Origin of the sequence: Soonwooa sp. (assembly GCF_032062245.1) — a bacterium.
Classification (GTDB): domain Bacteria; phylum Bacteroidota; class Bacteroidia; order Flavobacteriales; family Weeksellaceae; genus Soonwooa.
Map to the genome: position 1 here is coordinate 1 of NZ_DAMBQF010000020.1, position 16130 is coordinate 16130.

The 16130-nt window shown below is 34.0% G+C and carries 14 protein-coding genes; 4 read left to right on the forward strand and 10 right to left on the reverse strand.

What is annotated here, in order from left to right:
• Positions 1–278: 278 nt before the first annotated feature.
• The 9 genes from RT037_RS09895 to RT037_RS09935 form a co-directional block, all read right to left on the reverse strand.
• Positions 279–1235 carry a transporter gene (locus tag RT037_RS09895; protein WP_313030603.1) on the reverse strand — a complete coding sequence of 319 codons (957 nt, stop codon included), beginning with the start codon at positions 1233–1235 and terminating at the stop codon, positions 279–281.
• Positions 1235–2317, reverse strand: coding sequence for a cytochrome-c peroxidase (locus RT037_RS09900; RefSeq protein ID WP_313030605.1), 1083 nt, complete (start codon positions 2315–2317; stop codon positions 1235–1237). The genes RT037_RS09895 and RT037_RS09900 overlap by 1 nt, the downstream gene beginning before the upstream one ends.
• Positions 2301–3131 carry an MbnP family protein gene (locus tag RT037_RS09905; RefSeq protein WP_313030606.1) on the reverse strand — a complete coding sequence of 277 codons (831 nt, stop codon included), beginning with the start codon at positions 3129–3131 and terminating at the stop codon, positions 2301–2303. The genes RT037_RS09900 and RT037_RS09905 overlap by 17 nt, the downstream gene beginning before the upstream one ends.
• A 99-nt stretch (positions 3132–3230) precedes the next feature.
• Positions 3231–3599: a hypothetical protein gene (locus RT037_RS09910; protein ID WP_313030607.1), complete on the reverse strand. Its 369-nt coding sequence runs from the start codon at positions 3597–3599 to the stop codon at positions 3231–3233.
• A gap of 1 nt (position 3600) precedes the next feature.
• A complete protein-coding gene (locus RT037_RS09915) occupies positions 3601–4290 on the reverse strand; it encodes an SCO family protein (RefSeq protein WP_409529556.1) in 690 nt (229 codons plus the stop codon).
• Entirely contained in the window at positions 4274–4543 is a 270-nt protein-coding gene (locus tag RT037_RS09920) for a YHS domain-containing protein (protein ID WP_313030614.1), read from the reverse strand. Before RT037_RS09920 ends, RT037_RS09915 begins: the two co-directional genes overlap by 17 nt.
• Before the next feature lie 49 nt (positions 4544–4592).
• Entirely contained in the window at positions 4593–4955 is a 363-nt protein-coding gene (locus RT037_RS09925) for a hypothetical protein (RefSeq protein ID WP_313030618.1), read from the reverse strand.
• A 441-nt stretch (positions 4956–5396) separates the two neighbouring features.
• Complete coding sequence (locus RT037_RS09930) at positions 5397–6347, reverse strand: alpha/beta hydrolase (RefSeq protein ID WP_313030620.1); 951 nt, start codon at positions 6345–6347, stop codon at positions 5397–5399.
• A 94-nt stretch (positions 6348–6441) separates the two neighbouring features.
• Positions 6442–7002: a sugar O-acetyltransferase gene (locus RT037_RS09935; RefSeq protein ID WP_312323875.1), complete on the reverse strand. Its 561-nt coding sequence runs from the start codon at positions 7000–7002 to the stop codon at positions 6442–6444.
• Between the two features lie 138 nt (positions 7003–7140).
• On the opposite strand from RT037_RS09935, the gene RT037_RS09940 reads away from it, so the two are divergent.
• Positions 7141–7941: a helix-turn-helix domain-containing protein gene (locus tag RT037_RS09940; RefSeq protein WP_313030624.1), complete on the forward strand. Its 801-nt coding sequence runs from the start codon at positions 7141–7143 to the stop codon at positions 7939–7941.
• A 296-nt stretch (positions 7942–8237) separates the two neighbouring features.
• On the opposite strand, the gene metG is transcribed toward RT037_RS09940, so the two are convergent.
• Positions 8238–10271: a methionine--tRNA ligase gene (metG, locus tag RT037_RS09945; RefSeq protein ID WP_313030627.1), complete on the reverse strand. Its 2034-nt coding sequence runs from the start codon at positions 10269–10271 to the stop codon at positions 8238–8240.
• Positions 10272–10690: 419 nt separating this feature from the next.
• Between metG and RT037_RS09950 the strand changes: the two genes are divergently transcribed.
• Genes RT037_RS09950 through RT037_RS09960 form a run of 3 tightly spaced genes read left to right on the forward strand, consistent with a single transcriptional unit; the run spans position 10691 to position 16130 of the window.
• Positions 10691–13378 carry a SusC/RagA family TonB-linked outer membrane protein gene (locus tag RT037_RS09950; protein WP_313030701.1) on the forward strand — a complete coding sequence of 896 codons (2688 nt, stop codon included), beginning with the start codon at positions 10691–10693 and terminating at the stop codon, positions 13376–13378.
• A 15-nt stretch (positions 13379–13393) separates the two neighbouring features.
• Entirely contained in the window at positions 13394–14995 is a 1602-nt protein-coding gene (locus tag RT037_RS09955; protein ID WP_313030630.1) for a RagB/SusD family nutrient uptake outer membrane protein, read from the forward strand.
• A gap of 19 nt (positions 14996–15014) precedes the next feature.
• The gene (locus RT037_RS09960; protein ID WP_313030633.1) at positions 15015–16130 is read left to right on the forward strand and encodes a SusE domain-containing protein; all 1116 of its coding nucleotides are present in this window, start codon (positions 15015–15017) and stop codon (positions 16128–16130) included.

Sequence of the window (16130 nt, forward strand, 5' to 3'; positions counted from 1 at the left end):
TTTTCATTGTCTTAATTACGATTTAAAGTTAATTATTTTATACTTTTAAACCGTATTGTTTTCGGGGAAGCTTACAACACTACTTCTGATGTACTTGGCATAACTTTGTGTTTTTGAGGTTAATATATCAAATATACAAAATTTTGAGTATGATTAATACTATTTTAAGTAGGTTGGTTGTGGTAATTATTAGATGCTTGACACTTGTGATGTTGATAAAATAAAAGACACGAGTACTACTAAATTTACTCGTGTCTTATTGATATTAAAATGAAGATTTATAATCCAAAATTCACAAACAAAGAGAATCTTGATTTAGCTTCAATATCTCCACTAGCAAGGTTGGTGTAAGTGGGTAACATTAGTTCGCTTCCTATGCTGATTTTTTTATAGGAAACTTCAAAACCTAATTTGCCATATAGGGCACTTCCTGCTGTTCTTGGCATTATTTCGCCAAATTGTTTGTTCCAGTCGTAGACTTCGCCTTGCAAACCGAGTTTTCCACTAAAAATACTGTTTTCATTTCTCCATAAACTGTAGAATCCTGTAGCTGCGTAGTTCCATTGGTTTCCGAACTGATAATGTTTTTTGTTTTCGGTTTTGATGGTGTAATCGGTATTGAGCGTTAGAGCGAAAATATTTTTCTGAAATTTGTAACTCAATGCCAATTGATAATCCCAACTTCCTGTTCCGAGCTGAAAACTCGGATTAACGCCCGTAATTCCTTTTTCGCCAAATTTTCCAATAGGAATTTTCACTCCTAATCCTCCACTTAACTGGTGAAACGTATTTTTTGATTTTAAAATTTCATAAATTCCCATTACGCTTGCGTCTCCAATACCACTAATTTTGATGTCTCCTTGTTGGGTCTTCTTTTCGTGGAATTGGAATGGAAGACTTCCGTAAATACTTAATTTTTTTGTAACAGGAATTTTCCCCCACAATTGTAAAGTGTTGAAATATTGGTCTTGAGTAAGATCATTAACAAATAGATTTTCTTTGGCTTTGTAATGTTGTGCAAAATATTTGATTCCGATAAATTGTGGATTCAATAAAGACTCAAAGCCTGAAGAACCATTCCCAGCAGCACAACCGCAAGCATCACAGAAAAATTCTTCTGATTTGAAAAGTGTTGTGTATTGGGTTTCGTATTTTGGTATATAAATGCTGTCTTTTTTTGTTGCTAAAACAGGACTGTTTATTATAAAAAATAGTATTAAAATAAACTGCTTCATTATTCTGCAAATTTTGGGTTGGTTATAAAACTTTGGTCACTTAATGTTTTTAAAAAAGCAATGATGTATTGTTTGTCTTGGCTCGTCATTGGTATTCCGATATGACCATTTTGCTTCAACAGAGGATCAAGATTGGGTTGATTTTCAACATTATCGGTATAAAAATTAAGAACTGCTTCTAATGAATATAATCTGCCATCGTGCATATACGGCGCTGTATATTCTACATTTCTTAAACTAGGAACCCGAAATTTCATATTGTCGTTCCAATCTAATGTTACTCGGTATCGTCCTCTATCGTCTAATTGTGCATTGTAATACATCCCTGTGTTTCTGTAACTTTCATCAGTAAATAATTCTCCGGAATGACAACTTGCACATTTGTTCTGAAATAAGGCGTATCCTTGGCTTTCTTCATTAGTAAAAGTTGTAGTTCCTTTTTTCATTTGATCGTATTTGGAATTGGCAGAAACCATTGTTACCATAAATTGTGAAAGTGCTTTCAGAATTCGTTCTCCGGTAATGGTTTCGTCTCCAAATGCTGCTTTGAACATTTTTTTGTAGTTACTATCCGCATTTAGTTTTGCAATTGCTTCGGGAATTGAACTATCCATTTCGAAATCTGTAGTGATAGGAACTAAAGAACGTTCGTCCAAATTATGACTTACTCCGTCCCATGTGTAATTTTTGAGAAAAGCCATATTCTGGATAGGAGGAGCATTACGCAAACCAAGACGATTATCAATCCCATGACTGATGGTATGACCGTGATGTGTGAATGCATTTTCCTGAATGTGGCAAAATCCACAGGAAATAGTATTGTTGCGTGAAAGTTTTCCCTCGTAGAATAATTTTCTGCCAAGTTTAACACCATTTATAGTGACGGGATTTCCTGCAACGTCAAAAGACATTTCGGGGAAACCATTTGGTTTTTCCAAACTGTAGAGTTCGTCTTTTTCTATTGGAATTCCTTCGTATTCATCGGAACAGGAATACAGAAATACAACTATTACAAGAAAAATCCAAAGAGAGCGAATTTGCCCTCTTTTGGATTGTGATAATCTATTAATCATTATGAACATGGTCTACTTTGAACATTTTCGATACATTTTCGGTAACGTTTACCAAATGCACACTGCTTCCCATCGCCATATTATTGGCAGTGTCCAATGTTAAAGGAGTTTGCCCACTAAGATATTGGTTAAGGTCTGCAAGAATGTGAACTGATGGCGTAACATCTTTTGAAACTCTTGCTGTTGTAGGCAAGTCTAAGGTTATTTCACGATATAAATTTGGTGTTCCATTAGCATTTGGATCGCCCATATTTCCTGCGTGATTCATAAATTCGGTGTTTGGGGTTGGTGTTCCGTATTTTCCTTCAAATTTTGTGAAAATATATCCTGCAGCCCAAGACCAAGCCATTCCTTCGGTTTTTGCCGTTTGCCAAAATTCTCCTTGTCCTGATTGTCCCAATAAATAAGCTTGCGGACTGATTCCTAAACCGAATTTGATTTTTATATAATTTCCTTTTGCAATTTCTGTAAGGTTAAGATATACGACACCCGAAGCATCTGCATCGGATTGATCTACAATAAATGCCCCTTTGTCGGGATCGTTGTAATGATACTTGAATTCTCCACCGTTTTTATCAATTAGCGTAATGTTACTTATAATGTACTTTAAAGTTGAAAATTGGTGTTTTTGCCCGTTGCTTGACGTTTGTATAGTTTGCCCGAGAACAATTTGCCCAAGATTATTGAATCCGTTTTCAAATTTTACCTGGAGTTTTCCTGGTGTAGTGTCTTGAACATCGTCATCATCATTGTTACGACATGATGAAACAGAGAATAAAGTGATTGCTATAAGTAACAGAGATAAGAATTTATGACTTTTCATTTTTTAAATATTTAAGTTTTTGTTTAAATGATGAATTAATACGTGTAGTTTCTGCAGAACATTTTGTTCCACAGAATAATGATAAATGCGAAAAAAAACTTAAATAATTGGTGGTCTGAAAATGTGTTTCAGAAAGAGATAAGAATATTCTCTTTTGTAAATGTATAATGAATTGCCAGGAATTTCTTTTATTATAATTTTTACTTCCGAAATTATGGAAGGAAGATAAAAGTCGAGAATTTTTTGTGATTGATTTTTTGTTTTCGATAAAGGAGAGGGATCTTCCTGCGAAGATTTTGCCAATTCTTTACTCAAATAACACTTCCCGTTACAATGCAATTCCTGTTTGGTTTTGTTGATACAAAGAGTGGTTGAAATATATTCGTAATTAACAGCATAATCCATCAATGGCACTAAAGGTTTTAGCACCATATATAAAGCGAGGAATATGTTGAGAATGTATTTCACACTATTTTTTCAGAAGTTTTTGTATATCTTCTATCAGTTTTTCTCTATCAGGATGGTATTTTCCTCTTAGGTCTGTATTTTTACCTTCGGAATCAGAATAATTAAGTCCGGAATAGTAGAGAATAGGAATATTATTTGCGTTATATCTGCAACGAATATTTCCTTCTTTATCTATCAAAGCAATCATTCCGCTGTGATTCAGACTTTCTGCTTCGTCTTCTTTGTCGCCAACATAAATATTGAACTTATCTGCAATTTCTCCAATATAGTCTCTGTTTCCTGTAAGAAAATGCCAATTGTGAGAATTTGCTCCAACAAGTTTTGCGTGCTGTTTTAATACTTGTGAGGTATCGTTTTCGGGATCAATAGAAATAGAAATAATACCGAAATTAGGGTTGTTGATTTCGTCTTGAATGTATTTCATATTCTGATTCATTAACGGGCAAATCGTTGGACAACGGCTATAGAAAAACTCAACGAGATACACTTTTCCTAACATATCTTTATTGGAAATTTTTTTATCATTTTGGTTGGTAAGTTCAAAATCAGGAACTTTCATTACTGTGAATAAACTCTTCTTAAAATAAGAAAATCCAAAACCGATTAATACAAAAAGTAATGCGAAAATGACGATAGGAACAATGATTTTGTTTTTCGAATTATTCTGCTTCTTCTTATTTATTTTGGGCATATTTTGCATGATTTTTTTTAAATTCTTTTTTGCAATAATCACTACAGAATCCATATGTTTTTCCTTTGAAAACAGCCGTATCTTTAAGATATTCTGCGGTCTTCATCTGACAAATCGGGTCCAAAGCATTTACGACTTTTATACCTTTAAGATCTGTTTTAGGAGTCATTTTTTTTACCTGCTTTACTTTGGGTGTTTCTTGTGCGCACGAAATTGTTGATGCAAGTAGCGCCAACATAAAATGTTTTTTCATTTTATTAGATAATTTAATTAATAATGATGTTAAAAATCTGTATTATTAATTAGACTAAAGGTGGGTGAAAAATAGAAGAATTTAAATCAAAGTAATAAAAAGAAGGAATGTAATGTTTTACAACCTGTTTTGTTGATTTCACTTGTGAATTTACAATTATCAAAACATCTTTTATTAAAAAAGTGTCTATATGAATTGTTGATTTTGGAGTTTCTGATTTGGATGTATTATGCGTGTTTTTAGCTATTTCTTTTGTGAGATAACATTTCCCCTTACATAATAATTCGGGTTGGCTTTTATTTTCGCATAATTCTTTAGAAATATAATCATACCTAATTGCATAATCAATTATTGGCACTAAAGGTTTTAGTACCACATAAAAAATTAAAAATAGGTTAAGTATATATTTCATATTATTTACAACCCCAAAAATAGGGATTTTCTTAAAAACAGCGGGTGATAAAAATCAGCTCTTTTGCAAAATAAGAAGATGGTTAGCATTGGCTTTTTGCAAATGTGCTGATGAGCGTTGGCAAAAAAGGTGCTGGAAAAAGAATAAATTTTGGGTTGGGAAAAAGTTAGTCAATTTGTAATTCAGCTTTTGTTGAAATTTGATTTATGAAACCGCTTTGGCAGCACTGCATATAACGGAAAAAGTATTGGCGAAGTGCGGGTATAAAGATGACAAATCTTTAAACTTTGGATGCAAGTAGCAAAACCATTTTCCTTTTTGCTAAAATAAACATTTTGCAAAAAAGAAATGGATTTTGCGGATAAATTTACAAATATTTCTATTATAACATCACCCCGCATTTTAGCAATACGATGTAGCGGATGCCTTTTTTAAGGTATGTTATTTCAAGTTCGATTTAAAAAATGTTTCCAACTTGTCAAATGGAATTTTATCCAATTTGTCGTACAAATCCACGTGAACAGCATTTGGAATAATCATTAACTCTTTTGGTTCAGAAGCGTTGTTATATGCCGTTTCGCTAAAATAACGTGAGTGTGCATTTTCTCCTGTGATTAAAAGCATTGGTCTTGGCGAAATCTCTTTGATGTAAGTCAAAATTGGCATATTCATAAAGGATAGTGGAGTGGTCATTGTCCACGCATTTCCTGAATTTACAGAACGCTCGTGATAACCTCTTGGAGTCATATAATAGTCGTGATATTCAACTAAAAACTGTGCTTCGCCACCACTTAATTTGTTATATGGTGCTTGGTAGGCAGGTGTACCACTTTCTGCATCTTTCCAACGTTGTTCGCCTAACTGTTCCAATGTTTTGGTACGTTCTTCCAATGTTACCACATCATTGTAGCCTTTCGACATTACTCTTGTCATATCGTACATACTTGTTGTTGCAACTGCTTTTACTCGTTTGTCAATGGCGGTAGCGTTTAATGCAAAACCTGCCCAACCACAAATACCGATGATGCCTATTTTATTTCTATCAACGGTTTTCTGTATTCCAAGAAAATCTACTGCGGCACTAAAATCTTCTGTGCTGATGTCGGGTGATGCAACATTACGAGGTTCGCCACTACTTTCGCCTGTGTAAGATGGGTCAAAAGCCAGAGCGATAAAACCACGCTCTGCCATTTGATTAGCATACAATCCCGAAGATTGTTCTTTTACAGCTCCAAAAGGTCCGCTAATTGCCAATGCTGGTAAAAGCTGGCTTCCTACATTTTTCGGGATATACAAATCGCCTGAAAGTGTAATTCCATAACGATTTTTAAACGTTACTTTTTGGCGTGTTACTTTTTCACTTAATTGAAATGTATAGTGTTCGTTTGTCATTTTTTTTAAATTTGATAAGTTCTTTTGAGCAGATAACTGTCCTACAAATGCAAGCAGTAACATGATAATTATTGATTTTTTCATTTTATTAAAATTAAATTGATTTCAAAATTTTTGCTGGTATACCTCCAACAATGGTATTATCGGGTACATCTTTTGAAACAACTGAACCAGCTGCAACTATAGAATTTTCGCCAATAATAACGCCTTGCAAAATGGTTGCACCTGCGCCAATCCAAGCGTTCTTTTTAATGTAAATTGGTTTAGGAACTAATGCGTGTCTGTTTTTGGGTTCTATCGGGTGTCCCTCGGATAGCAAACTAACTTTCGGGGCAATCAATACATTATCTTCAATGGTAATTCCGCCTAAATCCAAAAAAGTGCAATCAAAGTTTATGAATACATTTTTCCCGATTTTGGTGTGCTTTCCATAGTTGATGTATAACGGTGTAAATACAGTTGTGCTTTCGTCAATTTCTGTATTGGTAATTTGACTTAATAAATTTCTTATTTCGTCTGAATTTGTTGCGTTGTTCATTTGATTCAAGATTTTTTTCGTTTCAAATGAGGCTTCTCGCAGTTTATACGCTTCTACATCATTAGTTGCGATGGTTTCGCCATTTCTTAATCTTTCAAAAATATCTATTGCTTTCATTTTTACTATTTTAATAGAGCAAAATTAATTACAATAAAGAACACATTTGTTACAAATAGTACTTCAATAATGTCAAATAATACCTATTTTAGTTTTTTGAAAAAATAGGTACAAATGGAATTGTTAAATCAACAGAAAGTGATTTTGCTTAAATCATTTGGAAGCGAAAACTTTCCGGAAGATTATCAAAATAAGTATCATACACATATCTATTGTCAGAGGGGAAAAATCAATTTTATGTTTAACAATAGATCTATGGAAGCCCAAAAAGGAGAATTTGTTTTTTGGCTTGCTGAGAGTGAAATTGCTGATTTGTGTTTTTCCAAAAGTTTTATGGCGACAATTCTTTTTGTGGAAAAAGATTTGTTATCTAACAATTTTCCCAACCTCAATATAGGCATTGACGCTATTATTCATCACAAAACAAATCCAATTTTGTTTGCAGACAAAAAAAATAAAGACCGAATTTTAAAAAATTTTCAATTACTCTATTTAAAATCGCTTGAAATTCAAAATCGTTTTTTTGATGAAGTATTGAAACTTCAGATGCAACTTTTTATTTTAGAAATGTGGGATATATTTATCGATCAATTGGAAAGAAGAAATCGAAGTTTACAGAGCGGAACTCTTTTTGAGCGGTTTACTCATTTAATAGAAATGCATTGTATGCAAAACCGTGAAGTAAAATTTTATAGTAACCAACTGAATATTTCTCCAAAATATCTAAACCAAATTTGTAAAACAAATACGGGTATTAGTGCATCGAAATGGATACAACGTTACGCCAAAGACCGAATTGTATTGTTGTTAGAAAACAAAAGCTTGAATATTTCTGAAATATCTGATCAAATGGGGTTTTCTAGCCATTCTTTTTTTACAAGGTACGTGAAAAAAGTTTTAGGAATTAGTCCAAGTGAGTTTAGAAATCGTGTGAATTAGTTTATGTAGTCTGTTTTTTTAGGGTTTTCTCTAACCCTGGAATTAGAGAAATAAAACCCAGAATACTCCAAAATATCAAAAGAACACAAATTCAATGTATCATTTTGTAGGTGTGGTTTTGATGACTTTCAGTATATTCTGCAAAGAGTTGATCGATTTTTCTCATGTCGTTTAGTTTTCGAAAATTTACAATTAATAAAAAAGTTCCCAAAACAAAGCGTTTCGGGAACTTTTAAATATTTATACTAAGAAAATTAGAATTTTGATTCTCGGTTCTAGAATCTTGTATCTAAATCCTATCCAACATCAATCCCATTTTCCACAGAATCATCTGGCGTAACGAAAGAAAGCTTTGCATCAGGTTTTGAAGTCAACAATAGCATTCCTTGAGATTCAATTCCACGGATTTTTCTTGGCGCTAAATTCACTAAAACCATTACTTGCTTTCCGATTAATTCTTCGGGTGAAAAACTTTCCGCAATTCCTGAAACCACTGTTCTTACATCGATTCCTGTATCCACTTTGAGTTTCAATAATTTATCAGCTTTTTCTACTTTTTCAGCTTCTAAAATAGTTCCGATTCTAAGATCAATTTTACTGAAATCATCAAAAGAAATCTCTTCTTTCATAGGTTTTGCGTTAGGATTTGTTTTTTTATTATTTTGTTTTGTATTCTCTAGTTTTTGGATTTGTGCTTCAATCACATCATCTTCAATTTTGGAGAAAAGAAGTGAAGCTTCATTGATTTTGTGTCCGCTTTCGATAAGAACTTTCGCGTTTTCGACATCGTTCCAATTCATTTTTTGAACATTAAACATATTCAATAATTTCTCTGAACTGAAAGGCATAAACGGTTCACACAATTGCGCTAAACCAACCGCAATCTGAGCGCCTACAAATAATGATTGAGCTGCTTTTTCTGGATTATCTTTAATGGTTTTCCAAGGTTCTTCAGTTTGAAGATATTGATTCCCGAAACGAGCCAAATTCATTAAAGCTGTTAAAGCATTTCTAAACTCAAATTTTTCTAAAAATTCGTGAATTTCTTTCGCAGATTTCGAAACTTCATTTAATTCAGTAGCGTTTACCTCACCGTTTGGAACAACACCATCGTAATATTTATGAATTAAAACCACAACTCTATTGATAAAGTTCCCGAAAATCCCCACCAATTCTGAATTGTTTTTGGTTTGGAAATCTTTCCAAGTGAAGTTGTTATCCTTAGTTTCTGGAGCAGAAGAAAGCAATGCATAACGCAAAACATCTTGCTGACCTGGGAATTCCTCAACATATTCATTTGCCCAAACTGCCCAATTTCTTGAAGTCGAAATTTTATCGTTTTCAAGATTCAAAAATTCAAAAGCAGGAACATTTGTTGGCATAATGTAATCGCCGTGAGCCTTCATCATTGCAGGGAAAATAATGCAATGAAATACAATATTATCCTTTCCAATAAAGTGAATTAAATCTGATTCTGGGTTTTGCCAATAATCTTTCCAGTTTTTGCCGTTTTTCTCCGCCCATTGTTGCGTGAAAGAAATATATCCAATCGGTGCATCAAACCAAACGTATAGTACCTTCCCATCGGCATCTGGAAGCGGAACAGGAACACCCCAATTCAAATCTCTGGTCATGGCACGAGGTTTCAAACCATCATTCAACCAAGATTTTACTTGTCCGTAAACATTGGGTTTCCAATCGTTTTTATGACCTTCGATAATCCATTCATTTAGGAAGTTTTCGTAGTCATTCAAAGGAAGATACCAGTTTTTTGTGGGTTTCAAAACAGGAATATTACCACTCAACATCGATTTTGGATTAATCAATTCCGATGGTGAAAGTGTAGAACCACATTTCTCGCATTGGTCACCGTAAGCATTGTCGTTGCCGCAATTCGGGCAAGTTCCAACGATGTAACGGTCTGCTAAAAATTCATTCGCTTGTTCATCAAAATATTGTTCTGAAACTTCTTCTGTAAACTTTCCGTTATCGTACAAAGTTTTGAAGAAATCTTGACTAACTTCATAATGCTTTTTGTCCGTTGTTCTTGAATATTCATCAAAAGAAATTCCCAAATCTGAGAACGATTTTTTAATGATTTCATGGTATTGATCAACGATATCTTGAGGTGTAACGCCTTCTTTTTTTGCGCGAATCGTGATGGGAATTCCGTGTTCATCGGAACCACAAATAAAAGCAACATCGTTACCTAATCTTCTCTCGAATCTTGCATAAACATCCGCAGGAATGTAAACTCCCGCCAAATGCCCTATATGAACTGGTCCGTTTGCATAAGGCAAAGCCGCCGTAATCAGTTTTTTGTTTGACATTAAGTATAATTATAATTACTGCAAAAATAAGGAATTATTAGCTTAAAATTTTAGTTAAAATGGAGTTTCTTTTGGGTTCATTTTTTTAAATCGATGATATTAAATTGTCATTTTAAGATTTTTTTTGTTAAACGATTGTTTATGAAACTCATTTTATTAGCTTGAAAAATACTATGTATTAAATAATTATTTCATAATTTTAGGTGTGTTTTATTAGGTTTTAAGTGTGTTTATTCTAGAATTTTAATGAATTATAAAAAAAAAGTGAAGATTTACTTTTGGATATAGTTTTTTTTATAACTTTCTATGCTTAATTTTTCTTAAGTATTTGTTAAGTGAGTGTTAATTTAAAATATACATACGTGAAAGAAAACAAATTTATTCTGAAGATAGCGCCATTCTTCCTATTAGCTGGTAGTATGTTGCATGCCCAACAAAGTGATAGTCTTAAAACTAAGAATATCGAAGAGGTTGTCGTTATTGGTTATGGTAAGCAAAAAAAGTCTGATGTTACAGGTTCGATTACCTCTGTAACGGCAAAAGACTTTAATGGTGGTGCAACAACTGCGGGTCAACTTATCCAAGGGAAGACTCCAGGGGTACAGATTGTAAGCAATAGTGGTGCGCCAGGTGCGGGTACAGCAATTCGAGTAAGAGGTACTTCGTCACTTAATGGTAATAACTCACCATTGATTGTTATTGACGGCGTTCCACAAGATTTTGTTGGTGTTAATGGTATTTCGGATCCATTGTCTTTGGTTAATCCTAATGATATCGAATCGTTTGATATCTTGAAGGATGCTTCTGCAACTGCTATCTATGGTAACAGGGCCTCAAATGGGGTTATCTTGATTACGACTAAAAAAGGTAGCGCAGGAAAATTCAAAGTTAATTTTTCTAGTGTTGCTTCGGTATCAACAAAAATGGGAGAGGTTGATGTATTATCTGCGGATGAGTTCCGTAGTTTTGTAAATGCTCATGCTTCAGATGCTTACAAAGCAAAATTAGGAAATGCTAATACTAATTGGCAGGATCTTATCTATCAAGAAGCTTGGGGAACAGATAATAATGTTGCTTTCTCAGGTGGAATTAAATCGCTTCCGTATCGTTTGTCTATTGGTTATAATGAGCAAAATGGTATTGTGAGAACAAACTCTTTCAAGAGAACTGCGGTTGGTCTTAATTTAAATCCAAAATTTTTGGATAACCACCTAAGTGTTAATGTTAATGCTAAAGGAACATTTACTGATAACCGTTTTGTAGATGGTGGTGTCATTAAGTCTGCAACGTATTTTGATCCTACTCAACCAATCTATTCTGGTAATAGTAAATATGGGGGATACTATGAGTGGCTTTTAAATGGAGATTTGAATGTTAATGCCAATTCGAATCCACTTGGAATTATCCACGGTATTCGTGATATTTCATCTGCTTGGAGAGGTTTGGGAAATATTCAGTTAGATTATAAATTCCATTTTTTACCAGAATTACACTTTAATGTTAATGCTGGTTACGACTATACTAAAAGTGAAGGTCAAAAAAATACAAGCGCTTTGTATAAGCCTGGATTTAACGATAAGGGAAGTAACAACTATTACTCAATGGAGAAAAAAAATAAGTTGTTAGAAACTTATTTTAATTATGTAAAATCAATTTCTGCAATTAATACAAGTGTTGATTTGACAGCAGGTTATTCTTATCAAGACTTCCGAACAATTATACCAGGTGCTGTTACTTACAAAGGAGTAGAGCCTTTTGAAACCCATAATAATGATTTTGAAACTCAAAATACTTTATTATCATTCTACGCGAGAGGAATTTTCACAATTGCGAATCGTTATGTAATTTCTGCATCTATTAGACGCGACGGATCTTCAAGATTCTTTAACGGTACAAGAGATAATGTTTGGGGTAACTTCCCAGGAGCTTCGATAGCATGGAAACTTAATGAAGAAAGTTTTCTAAGAGATGTCTCTGCTATTAGTACTTTAAAATTACGTGCTGGTTGGGGGAAGACTGGACAACAAGAGCTTCCAGGATTAGATGGTAATAGACCTAATAATTATCCAGCATTTGCAGCTTATAGCCCTAGTAATACTGGTGCTTACTACCAATTCGGGAATCAATTTTATTACATGTTCCGACCTACTAATTATAATCCAAATTTAACATGGGAAACTACTGTTTCTAAAAATATTGGTTTGGATTATGGTTTTATGAATAACAGAATTTCTGGTTCGATCGATCTATTTCAAAAAGATACTAAGGATTTACTAGTTTACGTAACAACGGCTGCTGGTGGATTGAGTAATGCTAACTGGATGAATGTCGGTAACATGGAAAATAAAGGTATCGAAGCGAGTATTAATTTAATACCAATCAAAAAAGAAAACATTACGTGGGAACTTAACTTTAATGCAACACATTACAAGCCAATTGTAACAAATCTTTTGGACAGAACGGATGATTCATTTAATATTCCAATTGGAGGAATCGAAGGTGGTTCTGGTAACACAATACAAGCTCATGCAGTTGGTTATGCCCCTAATTCATTCTGGGTTTATCAACAAGTTTACGACAGCAATGGCAAAGCATTAGATGGTGTATTTGTTGACAGAAATAATGATGGTAAGATAGATGCTTTTGATAAGTATTATTATAAATCGACAACGCCTGATGCGATTTTAGGTTTCTCAACAAAATTAAAAGTTAAAAATTGGGACTTCGGACTTAGTGCTAGAGCGGTATTGGGTAATTATGTTTACAATAATATGGCATCTAACAGTTCATTACAATCTGCTTCAACTAACGAATATTTACAAAACGTATATCACACAGCTCCTGTTAATGGATTTGCCGTTCCTCAATATTTCTCAGATACTTATGTAGAGAATGCTTCATTCTTAAGATTAGATAATCTTAATATTGGTTACAACTTCGGTGAAATTTTCTCTAAAGGTAGTAACCTAAGAGTTTACGGTATGGCACAAAATGTTTTCGTAATCACGAAATATAGCGGTGTAGATCCTGAAGTATTTGGTGGGATTGATAATGGTTATTACCAAATGCCGAGAGTGTATTCAGTAGGATTTAACTTTCAATTTTAATTAAAACAATTTAAGATGAAAACTAAACAACTTAAATATAAAAAACTATTCTTCTCAGCTGCAGTTTTGGCTTTGCTTACAACAACATCTTGTATTAAAGATTTAGAAAGAGAGCCAATTACAGATGTGACTTCTGCAAGTGTTTTCAAAGATTTTGCAAATTATCCAACCGCTTTGGCAAAACTTTATGGTGGTCTTGCAATGGGAGGACAAGTAAGTGGAGATGGAGGAACCTATCCAGATTCTGACATTAGTGGTATTAATGGCGGTTTTTCTCAATATACACGCTTGATGTATACGCTCAATGTTATTACAACTGATGAAGCTGTTATTGGTTGGAATGACGGTAACCTCCATACGATGCACAAAATGACTTGGGATTCTTCCAATGAGTTTGTTGCGGCGATGTATTACAGATTGTACACCGAGATTGCTTTTTGTAATGAGTTTCTACGTAATGTTACGGATGAAAAACTTGCAGCAAATGGCATTACGGGCGACAATTTAACAGAGGCTAAATTCATGAGAGCTGAAGCTAAATTCTTAAGAGCGCAGTCTTATCTGCATGCTTTGGATATGTTTGGTAATGTGCCTTTTGTTAAAGAGGACTACTTACCAGGCTCCGCATCTGGACCTCAAAGAATTGAGCGTAAAGAGCTTTTCAAATATGTGGAGGCAGAATTGTTAGATTGCGCTAATAACCTCAAAAATCCAAGATCTAATCAATATGGTCGTGCAGATAAAGCGGCGGCTTGGGCTGTTTTGGCTAGATTGTATCTTAATGCAAAAGTATATTCTGGTACAGAAAGAAATAATGATGTTATCACCTATACCAACAAAGTTATTGAAGCAGGTTATGCTTTAAAATCTGATTATGCATCATTATTTTTAGCTGATAATAACGTTGGTAATTCTGAAGCTATTTTTACAGTTAATTTCGATGGTGTTAATACACAAACTAATGGTGGAACCACTTACATGGTGTGTGCAGCTGTTGGTGGAAAAATGCCAGCTGCTGATTTCGGAATCAACGGAGGTTGGGGTGGTATCCGTACTACTAAAGCTTTTGTTGGACTCTTCCCTTCAAATGGTTCTGACAAGAGAGGTCGTTTTTATACCAATGATCAAAATCTAGAAATTAACGATTTAGGTTCATTTAATGATGGTTATGCTTTTATTAAATATAAGAATGTTAAAAGTGATGGTACAGCTGGATCAAGCAAAAGCTGGGTAGAAGCCGATATCCCATTATACAGATTGGCAGATATCTACCTAATGTATGCTGAGGCTACACTTCGTGGCGGGAATGGCGATATGAGCAAGGCGGTTTCTTATGTTAATAAACTTCGTGAAAGAGCTTATGGTAATACGTCTGGCAATGTATCTAGTATTAACCTAGATTTTATCCTAGACGAAAGAGCTAGAGAGCTTAGTTGGGAGATGACAAGACGTTCGGATTTGATTCGTTTTGGTAAATTCACTACAGGAGCTTATCTATGGCCTTGGAAAGGGAATGTAAAAGATGGTAGAGCAGTTGAAGATTACAGAAATCTTTTCCCAATCCCAGTTAAGGATATTATTGCGAATCCTAACCTTGTACAAAACCCAGGTTATTAATCTTAATTGTTTTTAAATAATGAAAAATATATATAAAATATTATTCGTAGGACTTGTAGTAGCATTGCTTTGGTCATGTGAGAAAAATGATGACTTTGCTACTGCTAACAATTTGACAGCGCCAACACTTAAAGCTTCAAAAGATAATGTAGTGTTACTCCAAGCGCAAGATGCTGACGAAGCAGTGACATTTTCTTATACCAATGCAACTTACTCTGTTAATGTTGTTCCTACTTATGAATTAGAATTTGCAGTTGCTGGCACTAATTTCAAAAATTCTAAATCAGTTGGTGTTGATTCTAACAAAAAAGTATTTACTGTTAAGGATCTTAATACATTAGTTTCTGGCATTGTCCCTCAAGAGGTTGCAACCAAATGTGATGTAAGACTTAATTCTATTTTAGGAAATAATGTGGTTAGCTCACAACCTATTGCTGTGACGATTACTACTTACAAACCTAATCCTGATAATGTGTATCCTAAAATTTATGTTCCTGGTAATTATGCCGGAGCGAGTGGTTATATAGATTGGACACCTACTAATGGTGGATCACCAAATCTTTTCTCTCCTAAAAAGAATGATGTATATTACGGTTTTGTATTTATGAATAATGCTGAACCAGAATTTAAGTTTACTTACGCTGAAAAAGGTTGGGATGATAATAAAGGCGATACTGCAAAACCAAATACTTTTGCAACTTTGAAAGCTAATGGAGAAAATATCCAGCCAACTACAGGAGCAGGAACTTATTATATCAAAGTAGATTGGACTGGTAACACCTATTCAATTAAAAAAATGGATATGGGTATCATTGGTGATGCAACACCGCAAGGTTGGGATTCTGATGTTAAATTAAATTTCAATAAAACGACTCACAAATTTGAAATAACCATGGCTTTAGAAGGAGGGAAACCTTTTAAATTTAGAAATGATTCTTCATGGGGTGTTAAAATTCAACCAACTGGCAAGGACGATCAAGAGCTTGCTTCAGGAGCAGAATATGCGACTTATGTTAGTTCAGAAGGTACAGTGTCAGATGATGCTAGTTACAAAGTAGCTACAACAGGTACTTACAAGATAGAGTTAGATCTTCATAACTCAGCAAATTATACAATTAAAGTTACAAAACAATAG